Genomic DNA, 22,818 nt, shown 5'->3' on the forward strand with positions numbered 1-22,818 from the left:
TCCGTCACATCCCGATAGATTCGGCTGATCGGGAGGGTGACCACGGTCGTCCCTGCCCGCGACACGGAGGCGGGTGGCGATGGCAACGGTCCGGGACGCGACGTACGACGTGCTCCGCACCCTCGGCATGACCACGGTATTCGGCAACCCCGGGTCCACCGAGGAGCCGTTCCTCCAGGACTTCCCCGCCGACTTCCACTACGTCCACGCGCTGCACGAGGCGTCGGCGGTGGCGATGGCCGACGGGTACGCCCAGGCCCGTGGAGTACCGGCGCACGTCAACCTGCACACCGCTCCGGGCACCGGAAACGGCATGGGCAACCTGGTCACCGCGTGGCACAACAAGACCCCGCTGATCGTCACCGCCGGACAGCAGACCCGGGAGATGCTGCTGCTCGAACCCCGGCTGGCCAACCGTCGCCCCACCGAACTTCCGCAGCCGTACGTCAAGTGGGCCTACGAGCCGGCCCGAGCGCAGGACATCCCCGCCGCGGTGCTGCGGGCGTACGCGACGGCTGTGCAACCACCGGCCGGACCGGTCTTCCTCTCGCTGCCGATGGACGACTGGGCCCAACCGGCCGACCCGTCGCCCGCGCCGCGCTCGGTCGCCACCCGGTTCGCACCGGATCCGGAACGGTTGGACGATTTCGTCCGGGTCCTCGCCGGCAGCCGCAACCCGGTGCTGGTGTACGGGCCGGGGGTGGACCGCTCCGGCAGTTGGTCGACAGCCGTCGCGCTGGCCGAGCGGCTGGCCGCGCCGGTCTGGTCGGCTCCCGCGCCCGAGCGTGCCGTGTTCCCGGAGGACCACAGCCACTTCCGTGGAGTGCTTCCGTACGCGATCGGTCCGCTGGCCGAGGCGCTACGGGGGCACGACACGGTGCTGGTCGTCGGCGCCCCGGTGTTCCGCTACTACCCGTACGTACCGGGCGGGCACCTGCCCGACGGGGCCCGGCTGCTCCACGTCACCGACGATCCCGACGAGGCCGCCCGCGCCCCGGTCGGAGACAGCCTGCTCGGCGACCCGGGGTTGACCCTGACCGCGTTGACCGAACGGGTGCCACCGGCCGACCGGCCACCGCCCGCGCCCCGGGAAGCGCCGGCAGCACCCGAGGTCACCGCCCCGCTGAGCGCGGACGCCCTGTTCGCCGCGCTGGCCGCGCACTGGCCGGCGGACGGCGTACTGGTCCAGGAGTCACCCTCCAACCTGTCCGCGCTGCGCCGCCAGCTGAAGGTCAACCGCCCGGCGTCGTACTTCACGATGGCCAGCGGAGGGCTCGGCTACGGCCTGCCGGCGGCGATCGGGGTGGCCCTCGCCGAGCGCGACGCCGGGCGCGGGCGACCCGTGGTGGCGGTGATCGGCGACGGTTCGTTCCACTATTCGGTGCAGGCGCTGTGGACCGCCGCGCGCCTCGCCCTGCCGGTGGTGGTCGTCGTCCCGGTCAACCAGCAGTACGCGATCCTCAAGGCGTTCGCCGAGCTGAAGGACACGCCCGGAGTGCCCGGCCTGGACCTGCCGGGGCTGGACGTCGTCGCGATCGCGGCCGGCTACGGCTGCGCGACCGAGGTGGTGGAGACCCCCGACCACCTCGGCGTCGCGCTCGCCGCCGGACTGCGCGCCGACCGACCCACCGTGCTGCCCGTGCCGATCAGCACCGACGTGCCCAGCATCCTCTGAGCCGACCGGTCAGCGCGACGCGATCGACAGCGCGGCGCCGGTGGACACGTCCAGCACCGGCCGGGCGCCCAGCGGCGCCGCGAGGATGACGGTGACCGGTTCCATCTTGAGGATGGCGGGGCAGACGTCGGTGCTCCGGGTGACGCTGCCGCCGACCACCACGACGTCCGGCCGTTCCCACACCAGCGGAGTGATCGCGGTGTCGCAGGTACCGACGCCGAGCCGCACGATCAACCGGGCACCGTCGACCGCCGCGAGGTCCTGGGCGGACACCAGCCCGTCCGGCAACGGCTCGGCTGGCGCGGTGGGCTCGGGCACCCGGCCCACCGCCGTGGGCGCGACGGCGAGCCGGGCCACCGGGGCGGCCAACTCCTCGACGGTGAACAGCCAGGCCGGGACCTGCGCCTCACCCCGGCTCGTCCGGACCGGCACGCTGCCCAGCGTGACCCCGGTGACGGTGAGCGAGCGGCAGGCGGTCGGGGCCGCCGTGCTGGTGGTCCAACCATCCGGTCCCGGTTCGACGGTGGGGCCGCCGGGGGTGGGCAGGCCGGGCCGCTTCGGTCGCCCCGGGCAGGGCAACGGGTCACCCTGGTCGATTTGGCGGTACGCCTCGGCGGCGCTGACCAGCGGCAGCGTCAGTCGGCCGTCCGGGAACCGGATCTCGCCGCCGACCCTGGTGGGGTACAGCGGAACCTGCGCCCGGTACCAGCCGGCCCGGAACGCCGCCTCCGTGTCGGGGGTGAAGCGCGGGTCGCCGGTGAGGATGGTCGGCCCCTCCAGCGGGACGTACCCCGTGCGCCACTCCGGGCCGGGCTGCCACGCCTCGGCGACCCGGGCGGCCCGCTGGTCGAAGGCTTCGGCACGCTGTGGGTCGCTGGGACCGTCGAACAGATCCGCACGGGTGGGGGCACAGCCGGCCACGACCAGCAACGGGAGGACGAGCAACAGGACCGGTCGACGCATGACCGGTTCGACGCGGCCACCGACCCCACGGTTCCCCGAGGTGGGCTCAGGTCTCGCCGCCCAGATCCGTCTGGTACGCCTCCCAGAGCAGGTCCGCACCGCGACGCCGATGGCGGGCCAACTTCCGCAGCAGGTGCCCCGCCCGATGTCGTAACTCGTCCGGGTGCGCCTCGGGCTGCTCGGCGATCCGCTGGACCGCGAGGAGCGCGGCCACGATCGGCGCGTGCTCACGGGTCAGCAGGCGCACACCGTGTTCCAGCCGTGGCGACTGGGTGAGCAGCTCCCGGTAGAGACCTCCGGGGCCCTCGGTGACCCGGACGTGCTCGGCGAAGCCCTGCCGCACCGGACGCAGCCGTGACAGGACCTCCTCGCGCCAGCGCGGCTCGGTGGTGGGGACGGCCACGGCCCGGCCGAAGGCGTGCACGTCTCCGGCGAGCCCGGCCGGGCGGGGTTCTCCGGGTAGCCCGATGGGATGTGGATCGACGGGGTGCGCGGCACGCGGACGGGCGACGAGTGACGGCTGCTGGACCGGACCGGTGACCATGGCACCTCCCGCGCGACGCTGCTATCCCATACCGCGATGGTGAGGCTCACCGGTCGGCCCTGTCCAGGGCCCTCAGGCTCATCTGCCTCGTTGGCCCCGAACGCCCCATCCGCATCAATGGTCACCGGTCACGGGGCCAGGAGTGGCCTAGCGAGGGTGTGCCGCCAGGCGGTGCAACTCGTCGGCGACGGTGTGCGCGGGGTCGTCGCGCCCGTCGGCCGGTCGGCCGGTCGTGATCGCGTCCGCCAACGCGCGCAGCTCGGACGGGGGCAGGCTGTCCAGGCCCATGCCGCGCAGCGGGATGACGACCCGCGGCGCGCCGGTCCGGTCGACGGCGACGACGGCGGCGCGCAGCCGCTGCCCGACCGTCGAAGCGTCGTCCCCGCGATGCGACACCCCGTCGGCGTCGATCCGGGCCGTGGCGAGGTCGACGGTACGGGTACGGAACGCGCCCCGGACCCGTACCCGGGTGCCGTCCAGCCACGCGGCGGTGCGGAGCACCCGCAGCACGAGGTAGACGCCGAGCAGGACGAACGGCAGGCCGCACAGCCCGACGACCGGGGCGAAACCGGACTGGTCCGCACCGTCGGCGGAATCCCGCAGACCGGGCGGCAGCATTCCCGGCGGCAGATCGCGGGCCTCCTCGTAGGAGGCGAACGCGTCCCCGGGACCGGTCAAGCGACGCAGCAGCCCGCCGGCGAGCAGGGGCAGCGCCACGAACGCCACACCGACGGCCGCGACGAAGACACCGGACAGGACCGCCACGGTGCGCTGAGCGGGTGACGCGCCTACCGACAGGCGCAGCTCCTGGTGGGTCACAGCAGGCAGCGTAGGACCTCCGACACGACGAAGCGCCCCGGCTGGTGGGCCGGGGCGCTTCGTTCGAGGTGGTGGAGGTGCCGGGAATCGAACCCGGGTCCTTCGCCGGTTTGTCAGGGCTTCTCCGAGCGCAGCTCGCTGTGCCTCTACTCGGCCCCACCGCTCACGCGAGCAAGTTGGTGTGACGGGCCCAGTCGCTGATTGATCTCGCCGCACGGACCCCGCGACCGGGTCCGATTGGCCAGCCTTCTAGCTGATGCCGGCTAACTGGGTCGAAGGCGCTCCCAGGCCGACAGACTTGCTACTCGCCTCAGGCGGCGAGAGCGAAGTCAGCGCGAGTGTTCTTGGCGCTTATTGGTTTCCGACGACCGATTCTCGAGACGACGTCGGCTTCCTCGGCTCGCTTCCCCTGTCGCTGCGTACGAAGTCGAAACCAGTCACCCCCTCGACAGGCCACCGATGTGGTGGCACTGACAAGACTAACGCCTGGCGCAACGGCTTTCATCCCGAGCCCCGGCCCGACGCGCCGACCCGGACAAACAGGATGAATTAGTCGTCCATGCCCTTGCCGCGTCGACCGGACACCCGGGCGATCTCCCGGTCCGCGTCCCGCTTGGCGAGATCCTGACGCTTGTCGTACGCCTTCTTGCCCTTGGCCAGGGCGATCTCGACCTTGGCCCAGCCGTCCGAGAAGTAGACCTGCAGCGGGACGATCGTCAGACCGCCCTCGCGGGTCTTGCCGACCAGCTTGTCGATCTCACTCCGGTTGAGCAGCAGCTTGCGCGTACGCCGGGGCTCGTGGTTGGTCCAGGTGCCCTGGGTGTACTCCGGGATGTGCATGGCGTGCAGGTACAACTCGCCGTCGCGCTCCTGGGCGAAGGCGTCGACGAGCGACGCGCGCCCGGCCCGGAGCGACTTGACCTCGGTGCCGGTCAGCGCCATGCCCGCCTCGTAGGTGTCCAGGATCGCGTAGTCGTGGCGCGCCTTCTTGTTGGAGGCGACCACCTTGCGCCCCTTCTCCCGTGGCATCGGTGCCACCCCCTCTCCGGCGTCGGTGGCCGGGCTCACCCCGGCCGGACAACCGATCATGTTACAAGGACCCTCCCGCGCCGTTTATTTCCGGCTGCGGGAGGGTCCTTGAGGAGACCACGGGACGACCCGTACGGTGCCTAGACCCGCAGGTAGAAGCGCAGGGTGATCCAGGCGGTGCCCGCGCTGACCAGACCACCGACACCGGCCATCACCGGGAAGATGAACAGGATGTCACCCCAGGTGATCGGCGAGAGCAGACCCTGCAACGCGCTCAACGAGCCGTCGAAGAGCAGATACTTCGCCGCGATCAGGGCCACCAGACCGAGCAGCGAGCCGATCAGGCCGGCCACCACGGCCTCCAGCACGAACGGCGCCTGGATGAACCAGTTGGACGCGCCGACCAGCTTCATGACCGCGACCTCCCGCCGCTTGCTGTACGCGGCCACCTGAATGGTGTTCGCGACCAGCAGCAGGGCGGCGATCGCCATCACGATGGCGGCGGCCAGTGCGATGTTCTGGATCGACGTGAGGATGTTGAAGATCTTGTCGAGCAGCTTGCTCTGGTCGACGATCTCGTCGACGCCCCCGGTCTCCTTGTACTGGTCGTAGATGTTCTTGTACTGCTCCGGGTTGTTCAGCGTGATCCGGAAGGACTCCGGCAGCTGATCCGGCTTGACCGCGTTCACCAGGTCCGGAGCGTCCTGGTACATCGTCTTGAAGCGCTCGTACGCCTGGGCCTTGTCGACGTAGATGACCTCCTTCACCAGGGGGTCACCGTCGAGCTTGGTCCGCAGATCGGTGCGCTCCTGCTCACTCACCTCCTGGTTCAGGAAGATCGCGACCTGGATGTTCTTGAAGTAGAGGTCCTTCATGTCGTCGACCTGGCGGTACATGAGACCGCTGGCGCCGAGCATGGTCAGCGAGACCGCCATCGTGATGATCATCGCGATGGACATGGTCACGTTGCGCCACAGTCCGACCAGTACCTCGGACAGGACGTATTTCACGCGCATCGGGATTTCCTCCGGGTCTCCGGCATGAGGTGTTCGTCGTCAGGCTGCGCAAGGGTGGAGCGTCGGCTCACCCGTAGACGCCGCGGGCCTGGTCACGCACGATGCGACCGCTCTCGATCTCGACGACGCGGCGGCGCATCTGGTTCACGATGTTGGAGTCGTGGGTGACCATCACGACGGTCGTGCCGGTGCGGTTGATCCGGTCCAGCAGGCGCATGATCTCGATCGAGGTGTCCGGGTCCAGGTTTCCCGTGGGCTCGTCCGCCAGCAGGATCAGCGGACGGTTCACGAACGCCCGGGCGACCGCGACCCGCTGCTGCTCACCACCGGAGAGCTCGTGCGGGTAACGGTGCTCCTTGCCACCGAGCCCGACCAGCTCCAACACCTCCGGCACGACCCGGCGGGCGACCGCCTTGGTCTTACCGATCACCTCGAGGGCGAACGCCACGTTCTCGTAGGCGGTGCGGTTCGGCAGCAGCCGGAAGTCCTGGAAGACACAGCCGATGGAGCGCCGGAAGTGGGGTCGCTTCCAGGAACGCATCGACGTGACGTCCTTGCCGTTGACGACGACGCGCCCCTTGTTGGGGGCCACCTCGTGCAGCAGCATCTTGATGATCGTGGACTTGCCGGAGCCGGATGGACCGATGAAGAAGACGAACTCGCCCTTCTCGATCGAGACGGACACGTTGTCGAGCGAAGGCCGGGACGCCTTCGGGTACGTCTTCGTCACTTGCTCAAGCTGAATCACGGGTGGTGAGTCTACGCGGTGTAACAACTGAGCCAAGCCCCACGCCCCGCCGATCCGTCACGAGTCGCCGAATCAGGCTCCCACCTGGAGATCGATGACGCGCTGCGCCCACGCGCCGTTACGCACCGTCGTCAGCGAGTTGCCGCTGCTTGCGCCAACGGATGCCCGCCTCGATGAAACCGTCCAACTCACCGTCGAAGACCGCACTCGGATTGCCGGTCTCCTGCTCGGTTCGGAGATCCTTCACCATCTGATACGGGTGCAGGACGTAGGACCGCATCTGGTCGCCCCACGAGCCGGCCGCGTTCTCCTTGAGACCTTCGAGCTTGGCCTGCTCCTCCTGGCGCTTGCGCTCCAGCAGCCGGGCCTGCAACACCCGCAGCGCGGAAGCCTTGTTCTGCAGTTGGGACTTCTCGTTCTGGCAGGTCACCACGATGCCGGTCGGGATGTGGGTCAGCCGGACCGCCGAGTCGGTGGTGTTGACGCTCTGCCCGCCGGGGCCGGAGGAACGGTAGACGTCGACGCGTACCTCGTTCTCCGGGATGTCGATGTGGTCGGTCTGCTCGGTGACCGGCAGGACCTCGACGCCCGCGAAGCTGGTCTGCCGGCGGCCCTGGTTGTCGAACGGGCTGATCCGCACCAGGCGGTGGGTGCCCGACTCGACGCTGAGCGTGCCGAACGCGTACGGCACCTTCACCGCGAAGGTCGCCGACTTGAGGCCCGCCTCCTCGGCGTACGAGGTCTCGTAGACCTCGGTCGGGTAACCGTGCCGCTCCGCCCAGCGCAGGTACATCCGCAGCAGCATCTCGGCGAAGTCCGCGGCGTCCACGCCACCGGCACCCGCCCGGATGGCGACCAGCGCCTCCCGGGAGTCGTACTCGCCGGAGAGCAGGGTGCGGACCTCCATCTCCTGGATGGCCTTGGTCAACCCGGTGATCTCCGACTCGACCTCGGCCAGCACGCCGGGGTCGGACTCGGCCTCGGCCAGCTCCAGCAGCACCTGGGCGTCGTCGAGGCTGGAACGGAGGCTGCCCAGCTTGCTGATCTCGCCGTTGACGTACGACAGCTGCGAGGTCACCTGCTGGGCCTTGGCCTGGTCGTCCCAGAGGTCGGGGGCGGAAGCCTCCTGCTCGAGGCGGGCCTTGTCCTCGTGGAGCCGGTCGATGTTGAGCACGGCCTCGATGTTGCGCAGGGTCGCGTCGAGTTCCTTGAGCTGTTCGGCGTAATCGGCAGCGGTCACGACAGACAAGCGTACTGCGCGGGCGACGAGTGAGCTTGCGAGGCCCGCAGTTCAGCGCAAATGTGGCGTGGCGACCCGGAAGACACGGCCGGGTCCCGGCCGGCGAACCCGCCGGAGATCACCCGACCGGGGCGGACTTCAGCCAGGACAGGGCCGCCTTGTGGTAGGCGACGGCGAACTCCAGCGCGCTGGCGTCGTACGTCTCGCCGTCCCGTTTGGCGTTCTTGACCTGTTCCCGGACCTGGGCGAGAGCCTCGGTGTGGTATTCGTTGGCCGAGGCGTACAGGCCCTTCAGCTGGCTCGCCGAGTGCAGGTTGCCGAAGGCCATCCGCAGCGCGATCGGGTTGCGGATCGTGTCCCGCCCCGGGTTCTCCGCCAGCCAGCGGGAAAACGTCCGTTTCCCGCTGGCGGTGAGTGCGTACGGCTGGCTCATCCGCGGCCCCGGCTTACCGAGACGCACGAAACCCCGTTCGGCCAGCACCGGCAACTCGCGGTAGACCTGACTGCGGGTCATCGACCAGTACGGCGCCAGACGGCGCTCAGCGGCGGCCATCAACTGACCGCCTGTCATCGGGCCCTCGTGCAGGAGCCCGAGCAGGGCCGCCGCCGTGGGGTTGACTCCGGAATCCGCCATGCCCACTACGCTGCCACTTTGCGCACCCGGCGTCCAGGATTTGCCAGTTTGCCACCCGACCGGACTTCCTAAGTGCACTGTCGGCGGCAGACTGTCCGTTCAGGACTATCGATGGATTGCGGCAGATCGGCCGACCGCCGGCAGCGCCGCGCGCCGCCGGCGGTCGTCGCCGGTCAGCCCATGTGGGGGTACGTGTGGTCGGTCGGCGGCACGAAAGTCTCCTTGATCGTCCGCGGTGACAGCCAGCGGACCAGGTTGAGCCAGGAGCCCGCCTTGTCGTTGGTGCCGCTCGCCCGGGCACCGCCGAACGGCTGCTGGCCGACCACCGCACCGGTCGGCTTGTCGTTGATGTAGAAGTTGCCGGCCGCGTACCGCATGCGCTCGGCGACCGCGTCGACCACCCGGCGGTCGGTGGCGAACACGGAGCCGGTCAACGCGTACGGGGCGATCGACTCGGCCTGCGCGACCACGTCGTCGAAGCGGGCGTCGTCGAACACGTGCACGCCCAGGATCGGCCCGAAGTACTCGGTGGTGAAGGTCTCGTGGGCGGCGTCGGAGCACTCGAACAGGGTCGGCCGGACGAAGTAGCCGACCGAGTCGTCCGCGGTGCCACCGGCCAGCACCCGGCAGGAGTCGTCACCGGCGATCAACTCCAACGCGGCGGTGTGCCTGGCGAACGCCTTGTCGTCGATCACCGCGCCGCCGAAGTTGCCGAAGTCGGCCACGTCGCCGTAGGTGAGCGAGTCGGTGGTGGCGGCCAGCCGGTCGCGCAGCCCACCCTCCCAGATCGAGCGTGGCACGTACGCCCGCGAGGCCGCCGAGCACTTCTGACCCTGGTACTCGTACGCGCCGCGGATCAGGGCGGTGTGCAGGGCGTCCACGTCGGCGCTGGTGTGCGCGACGACGAAGTCCTTGCCGCCGGTCTCGCCGACCAGACGCGGGTAGCCCCGGTACCTGGCGATGTTGTCGCCGACGGCCCGCCACAACTGCTGGAAGACCTTCGTCGACCCGGTGAAGTGGATGCCGGCCAGGTCCGGGTCGGCGAGCACGACGTCGGAGACCTCCTCACCCCGCCCGGTGACCATGTTGATCACGCCGGGCGGCAGGCCGGCGGCCTCGAACAGCCGCATCGTGAAGTGCGCGGCGAACTGCTGGGTCGGGCCCGGCTTCCAGATCACCGTGTTGCCCAGCAACGCGGGCGCCGACGGCAGGTTGCCCGCGATGGCGGTGAAGTTGAACGGGGTGACCGCGTAGACGAAGCCCTCCAGCGGGCGGTGGTCGAAACGGTTCCAGACGCCCGGCGAGGACGCCGGCTGCTCCTCGAGCAGACGGCGGGCGAAGTGCACGTTGAACCGCAGGAAGTCGATGAACTCACACGCCGAGTCGATCTCCGCCTGGATCGCGGTCTTCGACTGGCCGAGCATCGTGGCGGCGTTGAGGGTGTCGCGCCAGGGACCGGCCAGCAACTCGGCCGCACGCAGGAAGATCGCGGCGCGCTCCTCGAAGGGCAGCGCCCGCCACATCGGAGCGGCGTCCTTGGCCGCCTTGATCGCGGCGCGGGCGTCGTCGTGGGTCGCGTGACCCGTCACGCCCAGCACGTGCGCGTGCTTGTGCGGCTGGACGACGTCGATCGAGTCACCGGCGGCCATCCGCTGCTCACCACCGATGGTCATCGGCAGGTCGATGCGCTCGGCGGCGAGCTCGGTCAGCCGCCGCTGGAGCCGGTCCCGGTCGGGGCTGCCCGGCTCGTAGTTGCGAACCGGCTCGTTGCGCGGCTCGGGAACGGAGAACACGGCATCCATCAAGGCTCCTGGCGATCTCGACAGCAGTGGCGAAACCGGACCCGCGGGCACCGACCGGACGGCCGGACACCGGACGCCACCCGGGGGCCGAGCAGCGGCGGGACCTCCCGTGATTCTCCCATGGAGAGCTGCGCGCCCCACCTCCGCCATCACCTTCGGCCAAGGACCGGCCCACCCCTTCTCCCCTTACCGACCGGGCTCGATCCGGCGACTCGACCCCGGTGCCGGTCATCCGCCCGGCGCGTACCCCCTTCCGGTCCTCCCGGGGCGGCGGGCGGCCCAGCGGGCCCGCGTACCCTGAATGGTCGGTGACCTGCCGCCTCGAAGGGGAGACGATGACCAAGCAGCCCGGCCGCGTCCCGGCCGCGGAGTCGGACGACCCGGCGGCCGAAGCGGCCACCCCCACCAACCGACCGCTGCCCGCGCCCGGCGCGGCGGTCCTCGCGCTGCTGGCACTCGGGTGGTTGACCGCCATGCTCTGGTCCACCCGGGAGGCCATCACCTCGGCGGCGGCCGGGGTCACCGCGATCAGCCTCTCCGCGTTCGCGCTGCCCGGCGTGATCTCCGCCGCGCTGGTGGCCGGGGCCGCCGTCGCGCTGGCGGCGGGCAACCTGCTGGCCCGTCGGTACGGCGACTGGGCCACGCTGCGCTTCACCGGGGCGATCGGCGGCGGCATGCTGGTCGGTCTGGGTTCCGCGCTGGCGATCAACCTCACCTACTTCGACACCTCGACCACCAACGTGATCGCCGGCACCACCGCGGCGGCGGCGATCATCGGCGGTGCGGTGGCCGCCGCCCGGACCGCCCCGGCGGTCGGCGCGGTGGTGACCGCCGCGCTGGGCACGCTCCTCTTCGTGGTCGCCTTCAGCCAGGCCCGGGACCCGCTGTTCGACCTCTTCGGGGCCGGAGACAGCCAACAGTCGGTGGTCGACGCCGCCAAGTGGGTGTCCCGCACCGAGTCGCTCGCCGCCGGGCTGCTCGCCGGGCTGCTCGCCTACGGCTACCTGACCTGGTCGCGACGGCGAGCCCTCCGCCACGACCCCGAGGCGCCGGCGCTGCGCTGGCCGGCGTACCTGCTCGCGGGCGCCGGGCCGGGGCTGTTCCTGCTGCTCGCCGAGGTGATCATCCGGGTCGGCGGCCGGTCGCTGCTCGACCTCGCCAGCGCGCTCAGCGAGGCGGACGCGGTCGCGCAGACCTCCCTGGGCACCTCACGGATCGACAACGGCATCTGGGTGCTCTTCGTCGGGGCGCTGACCGCGCTCATCGCGTTCGGCCGCACGCTCGGCCCCGCACACCACGACGACGACGAACCGGCCGACAGGCCGAAGCCGGTCGCCTCGGATGCCGCCGAGCCGGACCCGGCCGAGGTGTTCGACAGGCTCGACACCGACCCGGCCAAGGCCGACCCCGCCCGCTGACCTACGGTTCACGCCCGGCTCGTGGCGGGTCGGGCTGGAACCGGCCTGGTGCCTGGCGACCGGGCCCACAGCTCGCGGCATCGCTTCAGCGCCTGACCGGCGGGCCCCGCACCTCGCCCGCTCGCGGCGTCCGGCTCAGCCGGCGGCGCGCAGCAGCAGGTCCAGCTCCGTCACGTCGTACCACTCCAGTTCGTGGTCCTCAGCGCCGTCGACGGCGAACTGCGCGTCGGGGTCGCCGGCGGCGGCCTCGGTCACCACGTCGGCCGCCGCGGTGACGTCCTCGACCGCCTCCGCCCCATCCACGTGGATGGCCGCGATGGCACCGACCTGCACCGCGTCGACCAACGTCACCGTGCTGGAACCCAGCTCACCGTCGCCCCGCCCGACCGCGCCCGCCGGCAGGTCGACCGAGACGACGACACGGCGGCGGGGAGCGCTCGGGTCGGCCCGGAGCAGGTGCAGTGCGTCCTGGGCGGCTCGGGTGAACGCGACGTACTCCAGCTCCTCCTCGTCGCCCTCGGCGTACCACTCGCGCAACGCCGGAGTCACGGCATGCGCCTCGTCGGCGGCCAGGCCCTCCGCGCGCAGCCGGGCCAACATCGGTACGGTCGCCGGCACGTACACCCGGACAAGCTCGTCGGTCACCGGTCGTCTCCCCGCATCGTCCACCGCCGGCGGCCGCCGGCACGGGCGCAGATCATGCCGCACGCCGTGACCGTCATACACCCCGCCTCCGGCCGGTGGAAGTTTCCGGCCGGTGTGTCTTGCGCGGTCCGCCCTGCTGTAGGAGGAGCCGGGTGCTGGGCGGTACGGGCCTTCGGTGGCAAACTGAGCCAAACGACACCAACCCCGGGAGTTCCTGTGGAGCCGAGGTTCCTGCTGCTCTCCGACGTCGCCGCCGAGCTGAACGTGTCGGACTCGCAGGTCTACCACATGGTGCGCAGCGGCGAACTGCCCGCGATCAAGATCGGTGGACGCGGCCAGTGGCGCGTCGAACGCGCGCGCCTGGAGGACTACATCGCGCGCAAATACCACGAAACTGCCGAATGGGTGCAGAGCAACCCCCTGGTCGACCGCGACCCGGAGTAAGCGCAGCCCTCTGGCCTGCGCCCGGCTTGATCCACTCCATATCGGCGAAGTCGGGGTGTCCGCGCCGCCGGGATACCGCGATGTCGGCGAAGTCGAGTGGATCAAGCCTTTCGGTGCTGGCCGACCCACCCTCAAGGCATTGACCGAAGCCGTTTCGTCGCCCAGAATTAGGCTTGTCGTAGGCAAACGTAAGCAAACGCAAGATCAAGGAGGGGTGATGAGTGAGGCGCGACCCGGCCCTTCCCGACCACCAGTGCGGTTGCGCCCCGTCCCGCCCATCGATCCGCCCTACGCCGACGAGGTCGACGACTCGTACTGGCCAGCTCCCGTCCACGGCCAGCTCGCCCTCGACCTCTTCGCCTCGACCCGACCGGATCCGGTGCGACCACCCGAGCGCCGAGCCGCCCTCCGCCCAGTGCGCACTCGGCCCACCACGCACCCGGTCACGTCGCTCCCTCCGGCGACCGCCCCGGAGTCCACCCGAGCCGCGCATCGGTTCGTCGGCACCTGCCTCGAAGTGATCAACGGCTACCGCTCGCCGGCACAGCTACGTGCCTTGCTCGACCCACCACGAGCGGGTGACCTACTGGCCGAGTTGGCCCGCGCCTCCACGCGAACCGGCGCACCTCGCCGCCGCGCCACCCGGCCGACGGTCCGACTGCTCCGGCTGCGCGTCTGCGAGCCTCGGGAAGCCGCCGTGGAGGCGGCTGCCGTCCTCACCAGCACAGCCGGTACGAGCTGGGCGATGGCGCTCCGCCTGGAACATCGTCGGGGCCGCTGGCTCTGCACCGCCCTGCACGTCCTCTGACAGTGAGGATGTAGGAGCGGATCACCCGGCTGGTCTGACTCAGCCTCTGACTGACGTTGGCGTCTTCTAGCGGATTCGTCGGCCTGTCCGGGTGACCCGTTCCTGCACTCACCTGCGGGGCGTTCGTGACCTGATAGGAGCCTGTGCAAGAGGTCCCATCACTGTCCTGTCCGCCCGTCCCGGCGGTGCGTGCCGACCCTGTTCGGTGCAAGCGAGAGGGACGACGGTTTCAGCATGGCAGCCAGGAAGCGTCAGGTCACAGGCGGAGTCGATACCCACGGCAAGACTCATCACGCGGCGGCGGTTGATCAGGCCGGCCGGATTCTGGGTGATCAGGAGTTCCCGGCTACCACCGCCGGCTACCAGCTCCTGCTGGCCTGGCTGCGGGGGTTCGGTGCGGTGGTGAAGGTAGGCGTGGAAGGCACCGGCACCTACGGCGCCGGACTTGCCCGCTTCCTCACCGCTCGTGGCATCGCCCTGGTCGAGGTCGACCGCCCCGATCGGCGGGCCCGCCGCGCCAAAGGTAAGTCCGACCCCTTGGACGCGCTCGCCGCTGCCCGCGCGGCCCTGTCCGGGCAGGCCAACGGCACACCCAAGACCCGCACCGGCCCCGTCGAAGCCATCCGCGCCCTGCGGGTCGCCCGACGCGGAGCGGTCAAGGCCCGCACCGCTGCCCTCAACCAGCTGCACGGGCTGATCGCCTCCGCGCCCGACACGCTGCGCCAAGAACTCAACGGTCCGGCAACGACACTCGTCAACCGATGCGCCGCACTGCCCGTCAACGAGACCCGGCTCACCGACCCTGTGGAAGCCACCAAGGCGGCCCTGGCCGTGATCGCCACCCGGATCCAGACCCTGACCACCGAGATCAACCAGGCCGATCGCCGGCTACGACCCGTCGTCGCCCGCACCGCCCCACACCTGAGCGCCGTCTATGGCGTCGGCCCCGACGTCGCCGGACAGCTCCTGACCACCGCCGGCGACAACCCCGACCGGCTGCGTTCCGACGCCGCCCTGGCCCACCTCTGCGGAGCCGCACCCATCCCCGCCAGCAGCGGACGCACCGATCGGCACCGCCTCAACCGCGGCGGCGATAGAGCCGCCAACTCAGCCCTGCACACCATCGCCCTGGTCCGCATGCGCTACGACCCCCGCACCCGCGCCTACGTCGACAAACGCACCAAACAAGGACTCAACAAAAAAGAGATCATGCGCTGCCTCAAGCGCTACATCGTCCGCGAGGTCCACACCGCCCTCCTCGCCGACTTCACCGCCCTCAACACCCCTTGACTTCTATAGGAGCATCCGACCCACCCGAGCCGGACCAGGCCGAGCGAAGCCGGACCAGGCCGAGCGAAGCCGGACCAGGCCAGGCCGAGCGAAGCCGGACCAGGCCAGGCCGAGCGAAGCCGGACCAGGCCAGGCCGAGCGAAGCCGGACCAGGCCAGGCCGAGCGAAGCCGGACCAGGCCAGGCCGAGCGAAGCCGGACCAGGCCAGGCCGAGCGAAGCCGGACCAGGCCAGGCCGAGCGAAGCCGGACCAGGCCAGGCCGAGCGAAGCCGGACCAGGCCAGGCCGAGCGAAGCCGAAGCCGGACCAGGCCAGGCCAGGCCAGGCCAGGCCAGGCCAGGCCAGGCCAGGCCGAGCGAAGCCGAAGCCGGACCAGGCCATGTCAGACCACACCAGCGCCAGCCGCGCCCGCAGGGGTTGATCGACTCGGGTTCTTGGAAGTCGGGCCATCAACCCGTCGACGACACCCCGGCTTCCTTGAACCCGAGATGATCATCGGGAGACGGGAGACGGGAGACGGGAGGCGGGAGGCGGGAGGCGGGAGGCGCGGGGCGGGAGGCGCGGGGCGGGAGGCGCGGGGCGGGAGGCGCGGGGCGGGAGGCGCGGGGCGGGGTGAGAGGCCCGCGCAGACCGCGGACGACGAACGGCCGGAAACGACGAACGGGTCCCGGCCTTGTCGGCCGGGACCCGATTCGTCAGGTGCTGATGGTCAGTTGCCGCCGTTGGGGGCGCCGTGGCAGCGCTTGTACTTGCGACCCGAGCCACACGGGCACGGCGCGTTGCGGGACGGGCCGTTGCTCGCTTCCGCCTGGTTCGGTGCCGGACGACGGGAGCCCGCCGTCGGGAGCGCCGGGCCGCGAAGGCCGGATGCGGGCCGCTGCGGAGCGGACGGGGCGGTCTGCCCCGGTGCCGCCGGAGCATTCGGGGCCGGTCGGCCCACGCCGAGCGCCGGAGCCTGCTGCTCGGCCTGTTCGACGGCGACCGCGCCCGGGCTGGCCTCACCATCGATGGTCGGAGCGGAGTATTGCAGGCCCTGCCGCCGCGGTGCCTGGTTGAGGCCCTTGGCCCGGATCTCCACCGGCTTGTCGAGCAGGGTGACCTCGTCGGCCCCCTCCTCCGGCTCCGGCTCGGTCACCTGGACGTCGATGTTGTAGAGGAAGCCGACCGTCTCCTCCTTGATGCCGTCCATCATGGTGGCGAACATGTCGAAGCCCTCGCGCTGGTATTCCACCACCGGGTCGCGCTGGGCGTACGCCCGGAGGTTGATGCCCTCCTGGAGGTAGTCCATCTCGTAGAGGTGCTCGCGCCACTTCCGGTCGATGACCTGGAGCAGCACCATCCGCTCCAGCTGGCGCACACCCTCGGTGCCGAGCTCCTCCTCGCGCCGGTCGTACGCGGCGTTCGCGTCGTCCTTGAGGCGGGCGACCAGGAAGTCGGTGTCCATGCCGGCACGCGAGCCGCCGGCCTCCTCCTCCAGCTCCTCGATCGTCACGCCGACCGGGTAGAGCTGCTTCAGGCTGGACCAGAGCTGCTCGAGATCCCAGTCCTCGCCGTAGCCCTCCGAGGTGGCTCCCCGCACGTACGCCTCGACGGTGTCGTCGATCATGTTGCGGACCTGGTCGGAGAGGTCTTCGCCGTTGAGCACCCGGAGCCGCTCGGCGTAGACGACCTGGCGCTGCTTGTTGAGCACCTCGTCGTACTTGAGGACGTTCTTGCGGATCTCGGCGTTCTGGCCCTCGATCTGGGCCTGGGCGCTCTTGATCTGCCGGGTGACCATCTTCGACTCGATGGGCACGTCCTCAGGGATGTTGAAGCGCTCCATCACCGCCTCGACCGCACCGGCCCGGAAGCGTCGCATCAGCTCGTCCTGCAGGGACAGGTAGAAGCGGGACTCACCCGGGTCACCCTGCCGGCCGGCACGACCGCGCAGCTGGTTGTCGATCCGGCGGGACTCGTGCCGTTCGGTGCCCAGCACGTACAGGCCACCGGCGGCGGCCACCTCTTCCGCCTCGGCGTCGCAGGCCTGCTTCCACGTGGGAAGGACCTCCTCCATCGCCTTGGCGTACTCCTCCTCGTTCTCCAACGGGTCGAGGCCGCGCTGGCGCAGCTCGTTCGCGGCGAGGAACTCGGCGTTGCCGCCGAGCAGGATGTCGGTGCCACGGCCGGCCATGTTGGTCGCCACGGTGACCGCGCCCTTGCGCCCGGCCTGGGCGACGATCTCGGCCTCCCGGGCGTGGAACTTGGCGTTCAGCACGTTGTGCGGGATGCCGCGCCGACGCAGCAACTGGGAGAGGATCTCGGAATTCTCCACCGAGACGGTGCCGACCAGCACCGGCTGACCCATCTGGTGCCGCTCGGCGATGTCCTCGATGACGGCGTTGAACTTGGCCTTCTCCGTCTTGTAGATGACGTCGGGCCGGTCCTCGCGGACCATCGGGCGGTGGGTCGGGATGGTCACGACGCCGACCTTGTAGACCTTGTTGAACTCGCTCGCCTCGGTCTGGGCCGTACCGGTCATCCCGGACAGCTTCTCGTAGAGGCGGAAGTAGTTCTGGAGGGTGATCGTGGCGAGGGTCTGGTTCTCCTGCTTGATCTCCACCCCCTCCTTGGCCTCGATCGCCTGGTGCATGCCCTCGTTGTAGCGACGGCCGTGCAGGATGCGACCGGTGAACTCGTCGACGATCAGGACCTCACCGTCGCTGACGATGTAGTCCTTGTCGCGCTTGTAGAGCTCCTTGGCCTTGATGGCGTTGTTGAGGTAGCCGACCAGCGGGGTGTTGACCGACTCGTAGAGGTTGTCGATGCCGAGCCGGTCCTCGACCTTGGCGACACCGCGCTCGGTCACGGCGATGGTGCGCTTGGAGTGGTCGACCTCGTAGTCGCCCTCACCGTCGGTGCCGGGCTGGAGCCGGGCCACCACACCGGCGAACTCGCCGTACCAGCGGGCGGAGTGCTCGGCCGGGCCGGAGATGATCAGCGGGGTGCGGGCCTCGTCGATCAGGATCGAGTCGACCTCGTCGACCACTGCGAAGTTGTGCCCGCGCTGGACCAGCTCGTCCTTCGACCAGGCCATGTTGTCGCGCAGGTAGTCGAAGCCGAACTCGTTGTTGGTGCCGTACGTGATGTCGCACTCGTAGGCGGCCTTGTGCTCGCTGGCCGGCCGGTTGGGCAGCACCACGCCGACGGTCAGCCCGAGGAACTCGTGCACCCGGCCCATCCACGCCGCGTCGCGCTGGGCGAGGTAGTCGTTGACCGTGATCACGTGCACGCCCTTGCCGGACAGCGCGTTGAGGTAGACGGCCATGACCGAGGTCAGCGTCTTGCCCTCACCGGTCTTCATCTCGGCGATGTTGCCGAAGTGCAGCGCCGCGCCGCCCATCACCTGGACGTCGTACGGGCGTTGGCCCAGCACCCTGGCGGCCGCCTCGCGGGCCACGGCGAACGCCTCCGGCAGCAGGTCGTCGAGGGTCTCACCCTCGTCGAGTCGCTCCCGGAACTGTTCGGTCATGCCGGCCAGTTCCTCGTCGGTGAGGTTGATGTAGTCGTCCTCGATCGAGCTGACGGCATTGGCGATGGCCTTGAGCCGCCGCACCATGCGGCCCTCGCCCGCGTTAAGGACCTTTTCCAGAATCGACACGGATCAACGCTCCCCTAGACAGTCTCGAACCATCGTAGGCGCTCCATCGGCGTGATGGTCACTGGTAGCGGCGGTCCATCGCGCCGAACCAGACATAACTCGCGTAGCAGGCACGCCGGGGACGTTATCCGGTTACGCCGTCGGCGAACGTTGCGGCACGATGCACGGGTGGAGCCTGCGGAGATCATTGAGGACGGCGTACTGCTGCGGCCCTGGCGGGAGACGGACGCCGAGGCCGTGCACCGAGCCTGCCAGGACCCGGACATCCAGCGCTGGACCACAGTGCCGCGCCCGTACCGTCCGGAGCACGCGCACGGTTTCGTCACCGAGGTGAGCGGGCGAGCCTGGGCGGAGGGCACCGGCGCGCCGTTCGCGGTCTGCGACCCGGCGACCGGCGATCTGCTCGGCTCGTGCGGGTTGATCTCCATCGACCAGGCCGGCACCGGTGAGATCGGCTACTGGACCGCGCCGTGGGCGCGGGGTCGGGGGGTGATGGTCCGGGCCACCCGGGCGGTGGCCCGCTGGGCTTTCGACACCCTGGGGCTGCGCCGGCTGATCTGGCAGGCCGAGGTGGGCAACCACGCCTCCCGGCTGGTAGCGCTGCGGGCCGGATTCCGGATCGACGGGCGACTGCGGCTGTCCCACCCGGCGCCGCACGGCGCCGCCGACGGCTGGATCGGCTCCCTGCTGCCCGGTGAGGTGCCCGCGCCCGGGTCGACCGGGCCGGCCGGGCCGGCCGGGCCGGCCGGGCCGGCCGGGCCGGCCGGGCCGGGCACCCTGGCCGCCCGGCGGGCCGCCGTCTTCGGCCGCCCGCAGCCCGTCCTGTTCGCCACGGCCACGACCGGCGAGCTGCGGCTGCGGCCGATGGAGGAGTCGGACCTGGACGCCGTGGTGCGGACCTGCCAGGACCCGGAGAGCATCCGCTGGACGACGGTGCCGGACCCGTACGACCGCACCGACGCACAGGGCTACCTGGCCTACGGCCGGGACGCCTGGGCGCGGGGGGAGGCCGCCTGTTTCGTGATCGCCGACCCCGACGACAGGTACGTGGGCACGATCGACCTTCGGCTCTCCTCCGGCGACCCGCTGCTGGCGGACGTGGGGTTCATGACCGCCCCGGAGGCCCGTGGCCGGGGATACCTACCCGCAGCGCTGGTCGCCCTCAGCGCCTGGGGCTTCAGCACGCTGGGCCTGGCCCGCATCGAGTGGCGGGCGAACGTCGGCAACACCGCCTCCCGCAGGGCGGCGGAGAAGGCGGGCTTCACCGTCGAGGGGACCGCCCGGGCCGCTGTGCAGCACCGGGGCGAGCGCGCCGACGTGTGGGTGGGCGCGCTGCTCGCCAAGGACCTGACATGACCTACGACAAGGTCATCGAGGCGTACGGGGTGCGGCTGCGGCAGCTCCGCGTCGAGGACGCCGCCGACATCGTCGACGGCCTGGCCGACCCGGTCAGCAAGCGGTTCACGATCGGCTCGCCGGATCCGTACACCGAGGCCGACGCCCGTTGGTGGATCGACGTCGGGGCCCCGGCGGTCTGGACCGGCGGCGGCGCGGCGTACGCCGTCGCGGACCCGCCCACGGACCGGCTGCTGGGCATGGTGACGCTCAACAATCCGTCGCCGACCCGCGGTCAGGCCGGGATCGGCTACTGGGTACGACCCGCGGCGCGCGGGCGCGGGGTCGCCACGGCGGGTACCCGCGCGCTGAGTGACCACGCGCTCGCCGCCGGAACAGCCCGCCTGGAGTTGCTCACCCACCCGGAGAACACGCCCAGCCAGCGGGTCGCGTTGGCCGCCGGCTTCCGCTACGAGGGTTCCCGCCGGTCGGCTGCCGTCGCCCGCGACGGGGGTCGGCACGACCTGCTGGCCTGGGTACGCCTCGCCGACGATCCGCCCGGCCCGGCCGCCCGACTGCTTCCCGACCTGCCCGACGGGGTGCTCACCGACCGGGTGGTGGCGCTGCGGCGGCTCGCGCCGGACGACGCGGAGCTGATGCACCGGTTGCACACTCGACCCGAGGTGGTGGCGAACCAGGCGCCGCCCGTGCCGCCGACGCGGGAGGCGATCGAGCGGCGCTGCCGTCTCGCCGAGAGCGGATGGCTGACCGGCGAGATCGCCCGACTGCTGATCACCGACGTGTCCAGCGGGGAACCGGTGGGCAGTTGCGGGTTGTCGTACACCGATGTGGCCGGCGGCGAGGCGTCGGTCGGCTATGCCCTGTTGCCCGACTGGCGCGGCCGGGGGTACGCGACCCGGGCGGTCCGGCTGCTCGCGGCCTGGGCGTTCGGTGTGGTCGGAATCGCTCGGTTGGGCGCCGGTACGGTGCCGGACAACATCGCGTCGCACCGGGTGCTGGAGCGGGTCGGGTTCCACCGTGAGGGCCTACAGCGTGGCCGCCTGCCGGGCCTCGACGGCACCCGTCTGGACGATCTGACGTTCGCGCTGCTCCCGAGCGATCTGCGCTGACGGATCACCGGGTCGTGGTGGGCGAACCCGCACCACGACCCGGTGACGTCGCGGTCAGGTGGCGAGGGAGATGATGCCGTAGTCGTAGGCGTGACGCCGGTAGACGACGCTGGGGCGGCCCGACTCCTTGTCCTGGAACAGGTAGAAGTCGTGACCGACGAGCTCCATCTCGAACAACGCGTCGTCGACGGTCATCGGCTCCGCCGGGTGCACCTTCTCCCGGGCGATGTGCCAGGGCTGCTTGTCGTCGTACTCCTCCTCGACCCGCTCCGCGACGGCGGTGCCGGCGCGGGCGCCGTCGGCCGGGGCGCTCAGCGCGGGGGCCACCAGGTCCGCGACGGGCAGGCCCGCGGTGGCCTCGGCGACGGAGATCGGCGCGTGCCGCCCCCGGTGTACGCGGCGACGGTCGGCCGCGCGGCGCAGCCGGGTGTCGAGCTTGGCGATGGCGGCGTCGAGCGCGCTGTAGAAGTCGTTCGTGCAGGCCTCGGCCCGAATCACCGGGCCCCGGGAAATGCAGGTGATCTCCACCCGCTGGCAGTGGTCGGCCTGGCGCGGATTGCGCTCGTGAAACAGCTCGACATCGACACGAATGAGTTTGTGGTCGTAGCGTTCGATCTTTGCGAGTTTCTCGGCTACGTGCACCCGGTAATGGTCCGGTACTTCGACGTTTCGGCCCTTGACCACGATGTCCACGTGACCTCCCTTGTTCGGACGGTCTTCGATCCGGTTGGCCCGGTCGCGCGCCGTGGGGAGTCCCGCTGGCGTCGACCGGTTGGTACGGCTACGCCTCCTCTCACCGCCAGGGGCGGGTGGAACGACCTCCTACCCCCGACAGCGAAACGCTAACTCCTGTTCGCTCGACAGTCACCCCATGTCGCCGAGACCGCCCAGGATTTTTCGCAGCTCGTACACCAATGGGTGAAACGGAAACACGATCGGTTACGAGTGGTGTCTTTTCTCGGTCGCCGCGAGCACCGCGGCGACACTCGGTGCCCAGCCGGTGGCGGTCAGCACCCGGGCTGCGGCGGCCAGGGTGACGCCGGTCGTGACGATGTCGTCGAGCAGCACCACGACGGGTGCCCCACCACCCGGGCCCGGCGTGGTGGGGCGAGGTCGGAACGCCGCCTCGGCCGCCGCCGCCCGCCCCGCGCTGTCCAGCGTGACCGAGTCGGGCCGGGGCAGCGCCCGCAGCGGACGGTGCACCCGCACCACCCAACCGCTGCGGACGAGGCGGGCCGCGCAGTGCCGGGCCAGCCGGTCCAGGTGGTCCCCGTACCGGGAGCGGGCCGCTGCCGCCGTGTCCGGGACCGGGACCAGCGCCAACGGACGGGCCCCGCCGACCGCCGCCGCGACGACCTCCGCGAGCAGCGCGCCGAGCGGACGGGCCAACCCGTGCCGACCGTGGTCCTTGTACGCCAGCAGAGCCTCACGCAGCGGGCCGGCGTACGGGCCGAGCGCGACGCAGGGCGGCAGGCCCGACGGGGCGGGTGTGGGCCGGACCGACAGGGGGCGCAACGCCTCCAGCGCCGAGACGCAGGCCGGGCAGACCCCGTGCCGCAGGCCGGGCCGGCGCTCCCGACAACCCGCGCAGGTGGTGGGCAGAACCAGGTCGGCGAGGTCCGCCCAGAGCCCGCTCACCATG

The 22,818-nt window shown here is 70.9% G+C and carries 20 protein-coding genes and 1 other RNA gene; 7 read left to right on the forward strand and 14 right to left on the reverse strand.

Annotated elements, in window-relative coordinates:
• Positions 1–79: 79 nt before the first annotated feature.
• Complete coding sequence (gene mdlC, locus O7617_RS07315; RefSeq protein ID WP_282262392.1) at positions 80–1,675, forward strand: benzoylformate decarboxylase; 1,596 nt, start codon at positions 80–82, stop codon at positions 1,673–1,675.
• Between the two features lie 9 nt (positions 1,676–1,684).
• On the opposite strand, the gene O7617_RS07320 is transcribed toward mdlC, so the two are convergent.
• The 10 genes from O7617_RS07320 to pruA all read right to left on the reverse strand — a co-directional run bounded on the left by O7617_RS07320 (position 1,685) and on the right by pruA (position 10,470).
• Positions 1,685–2,638: a hypothetical protein gene (locus tag O7617_RS07320; protein WP_282262393.1), complete on the reverse strand. Its 954-nt coding sequence runs from the start codon at positions 2,636–2,638 to the stop codon at positions 1,685–1,687.
• Between the two features lie 46 nt (positions 2,639–2,684).
• Positions 2,685–3,182, reverse strand: coding sequence for a hypothetical protein (locus O7617_RS07325; RefSeq protein ID WP_282262394.1), 498 nt, complete (start codon positions 3,180–3,182; stop codon positions 2,685–2,687).
• A gap of 147 nt (positions 3,183–3,329) precedes the next feature.
• A complete protein-coding gene (locus O7617_RS07330) occupies positions 3,330–4,001 on the reverse strand; it encodes a hypothetical protein (RefSeq protein WP_282262395.1) in 672 nt (223 codons plus the stop codon).
• 69 nt (positions 4,002–4,070) lie between these two features.
• Positions 4,071–4,446, reverse strand: a transfer-messenger RNA (tmRNA) gene (ssrA, locus tag O7617_RS07335).
• A 104-nt stretch (positions 4,447–4,550) separates the two neighbouring features.
• On the reverse strand, positions 4,551–5,030 hold the full coding sequence (gene smpB, locus O7617_RS07340; RefSeq protein ID WP_282262396.1) for an SsrA-binding protein SmpB: 480 nt from the start codon (positions 5,028–5,030) through the stop codon (positions 4,551–4,553).
• Positions 5,031–5,170: 140 nt separating this feature from the next.
• Positions 5,171–6,046: a permease-like cell division protein FtsX gene (gene ftsX / locus O7617_RS07345; protein ID WP_282262397.1), complete on the reverse strand. Its 876-nt coding sequence runs from the start codon at positions 6,044–6,046 to the stop codon at positions 5,171–5,173.
• 67 nt (positions 6,047–6,113) lie between these two features.
• The gene (gene ftsE, locus O7617_RS07350; RefSeq protein ID WP_030331491.1) at positions 6,114–6,794 is read right to left on the reverse strand and encodes a cell division ATP-binding protein FtsE; all 681 of its coding nucleotides are present in this window, start codon (positions 6,792–6,794) and stop codon (positions 6,114–6,116) included.
• Positions 6,795–6,912: 118 nt separating this feature from the next.
• Positions 6,913–8,034 (reverse strand): peptide chain release factor 2, encoded by a 1,122-nt coding sequence (prfB, locus tag O7617_RS07355; protein ID WP_282262398.1) that lies wholly within the window; start codon positions 8,032–8,034, stop codon positions 6,913–6,915.
• A gap of 118 nt (positions 8,035–8,152) precedes the next feature.
• Positions 8,153–8,668, reverse strand: a complete 516-nt coding sequence (locus O7617_RS07360; RefSeq protein ID WP_030490856.1) for a PadR family transcriptional regulator — start codon at positions 8,666–8,668, stop codon at positions 8,153–8,155.
• A 173-nt stretch (positions 8,669–8,841) separates the two neighbouring features.
• Complete coding sequence (gene pruA / locus O7617_RS07365) at positions 8,842–10,470, reverse strand: L-glutamate gamma-semialdehyde dehydrogenase (protein ID WP_282262399.1); 1,629 nt, start codon at positions 10,468–10,470, stop codon at positions 8,842–8,844.
• Between the two features lie 335 nt (positions 10,471–10,805).
• Here pruA and O7617_RS07370 point away from each other — a divergent pair, with 335 nt between their 5' ends.
• On the forward strand, positions 10,806–11,888 hold the full coding sequence (locus O7617_RS07370) for a hypothetical protein (protein ID WP_282262400.1): 1,083 nt from the start codon (positions 10,806–10,808) through the stop codon (positions 11,886–11,888).
• A gap of 135 nt (positions 11,889–12,023) precedes the next feature.
• On the opposite strand, the gene O7617_RS07375 is transcribed toward O7617_RS07370, so the two are convergent.
• Entirely contained in the window at positions 12,024–12,533 is a 510-nt protein-coding gene (locus tag O7617_RS07375) for a hypothetical protein (protein ID WP_282262401.1), read from the reverse strand.
• Between the two features lie 216 nt (positions 12,534–12,749).
• Between O7617_RS07375 and O7617_RS07380 the strand changes: the two genes are divergently transcribed.
• From O7617_RS07380 to O7617_RS07390, 3 genes are all read left to right on the forward strand, one after another.
• Positions 12,750–12,977 (forward strand): helix-turn-helix domain-containing protein, encoded by a 228-nt coding sequence (locus tag O7617_RS07380; RefSeq protein ID WP_282262403.1) that lies wholly within the window; start codon positions 12,750–12,752, stop codon positions 12,975–12,977.
• A 217-nt stretch (positions 12,978–13,194) separates the two neighbouring features.
• Positions 13,195–13,785, forward strand: a complete 591-nt coding sequence (locus O7617_RS07385) for an Rv3235 family protein (RefSeq protein WP_282262404.1) — start codon at positions 13,195–13,197, stop codon at positions 13,783–13,785.
• Between the two features lie 234 nt (positions 13,786–14,019).
• Complete coding sequence (locus tag O7617_RS07390; protein WP_282257763.1) at positions 14,020–15,075, forward strand: IS110 family transposase; 1,056 nt, start codon at positions 14,020–14,022, stop codon at positions 15,073–15,075.
• Between the two features lie 708 nt (positions 15,076–15,783).
• Here O7617_RS07390 and secA read toward each other — a convergent pair.
• Positions 15,784–18,711 (reverse strand): preprotein translocase subunit SecA, encoded by a 2,928-nt coding sequence (gene secA, locus O7617_RS07395; RefSeq protein ID WP_282262405.1) that lies wholly within the window; start codon positions 18,709–18,711, stop codon positions 15,784–15,786.
• Between the two features lie 168 nt (positions 18,712–18,879).
• Here secA and O7617_RS07400 point away from each other — a divergent pair, with 168 nt between their 5' ends.
• Together O7617_RS07400 and O7617_RS07405 are read left to right on the forward strand one after the other, a co-directional pair.
• Positions 18,880–20,067: a GNAT family N-acetyltransferase gene (locus O7617_RS07400; RefSeq protein WP_282262406.1), complete on the forward strand. Its 1,188-nt coding sequence runs from the start codon at positions 18,880–18,882 to the stop codon at positions 20,065–20,067.
• Positions 20,064–21,176: a GNAT family N-acetyltransferase gene (locus O7617_RS07405; RefSeq protein ID WP_282262408.1), complete on the forward strand. Its 1,113-nt coding sequence runs from the start codon at positions 20,064–20,066 to the stop codon at positions 21,174–21,176. Before O7617_RS07400 ends, O7617_RS07405 begins: the two co-directional genes overlap by 4 nt.
• Positions 21,177–21,230: 54 nt before the next feature.
• On the opposite strand, the gene raiA is transcribed toward O7617_RS07405, so the two are convergent.
• Positions 21,231–21,869 carry a ribosome-associated translation inhibitor RaiA gene (gene raiA / locus O7617_RS07410; RefSeq protein WP_282262410.1) on the reverse strand — a complete coding sequence of 213 codons (639 nt, stop codon included), beginning with the start codon at positions 21,867–21,869 and terminating at the stop codon, positions 21,231–21,233.
• A gap of 246 nt (positions 21,870–22,115) precedes the next feature.
• Positions 22,116–22,817: a ComF family protein gene (locus tag O7617_RS07415; RefSeq protein WP_282262411.1), complete on the reverse strand. Its 702-nt coding sequence runs from the start codon at positions 22,815–22,817 to the stop codon at positions 22,116–22,118.
• Position 22,818 lies beyond the last annotated feature (1 nt).

This window comes from Micromonospora sp. WMMD1155, assembly GCF_029581275.1.
Classification (GTDB): domain Bacteria; phylum Actinomycetota; class Actinomycetes; order Mycobacteriales; family Micromonosporaceae; genus Micromonospora.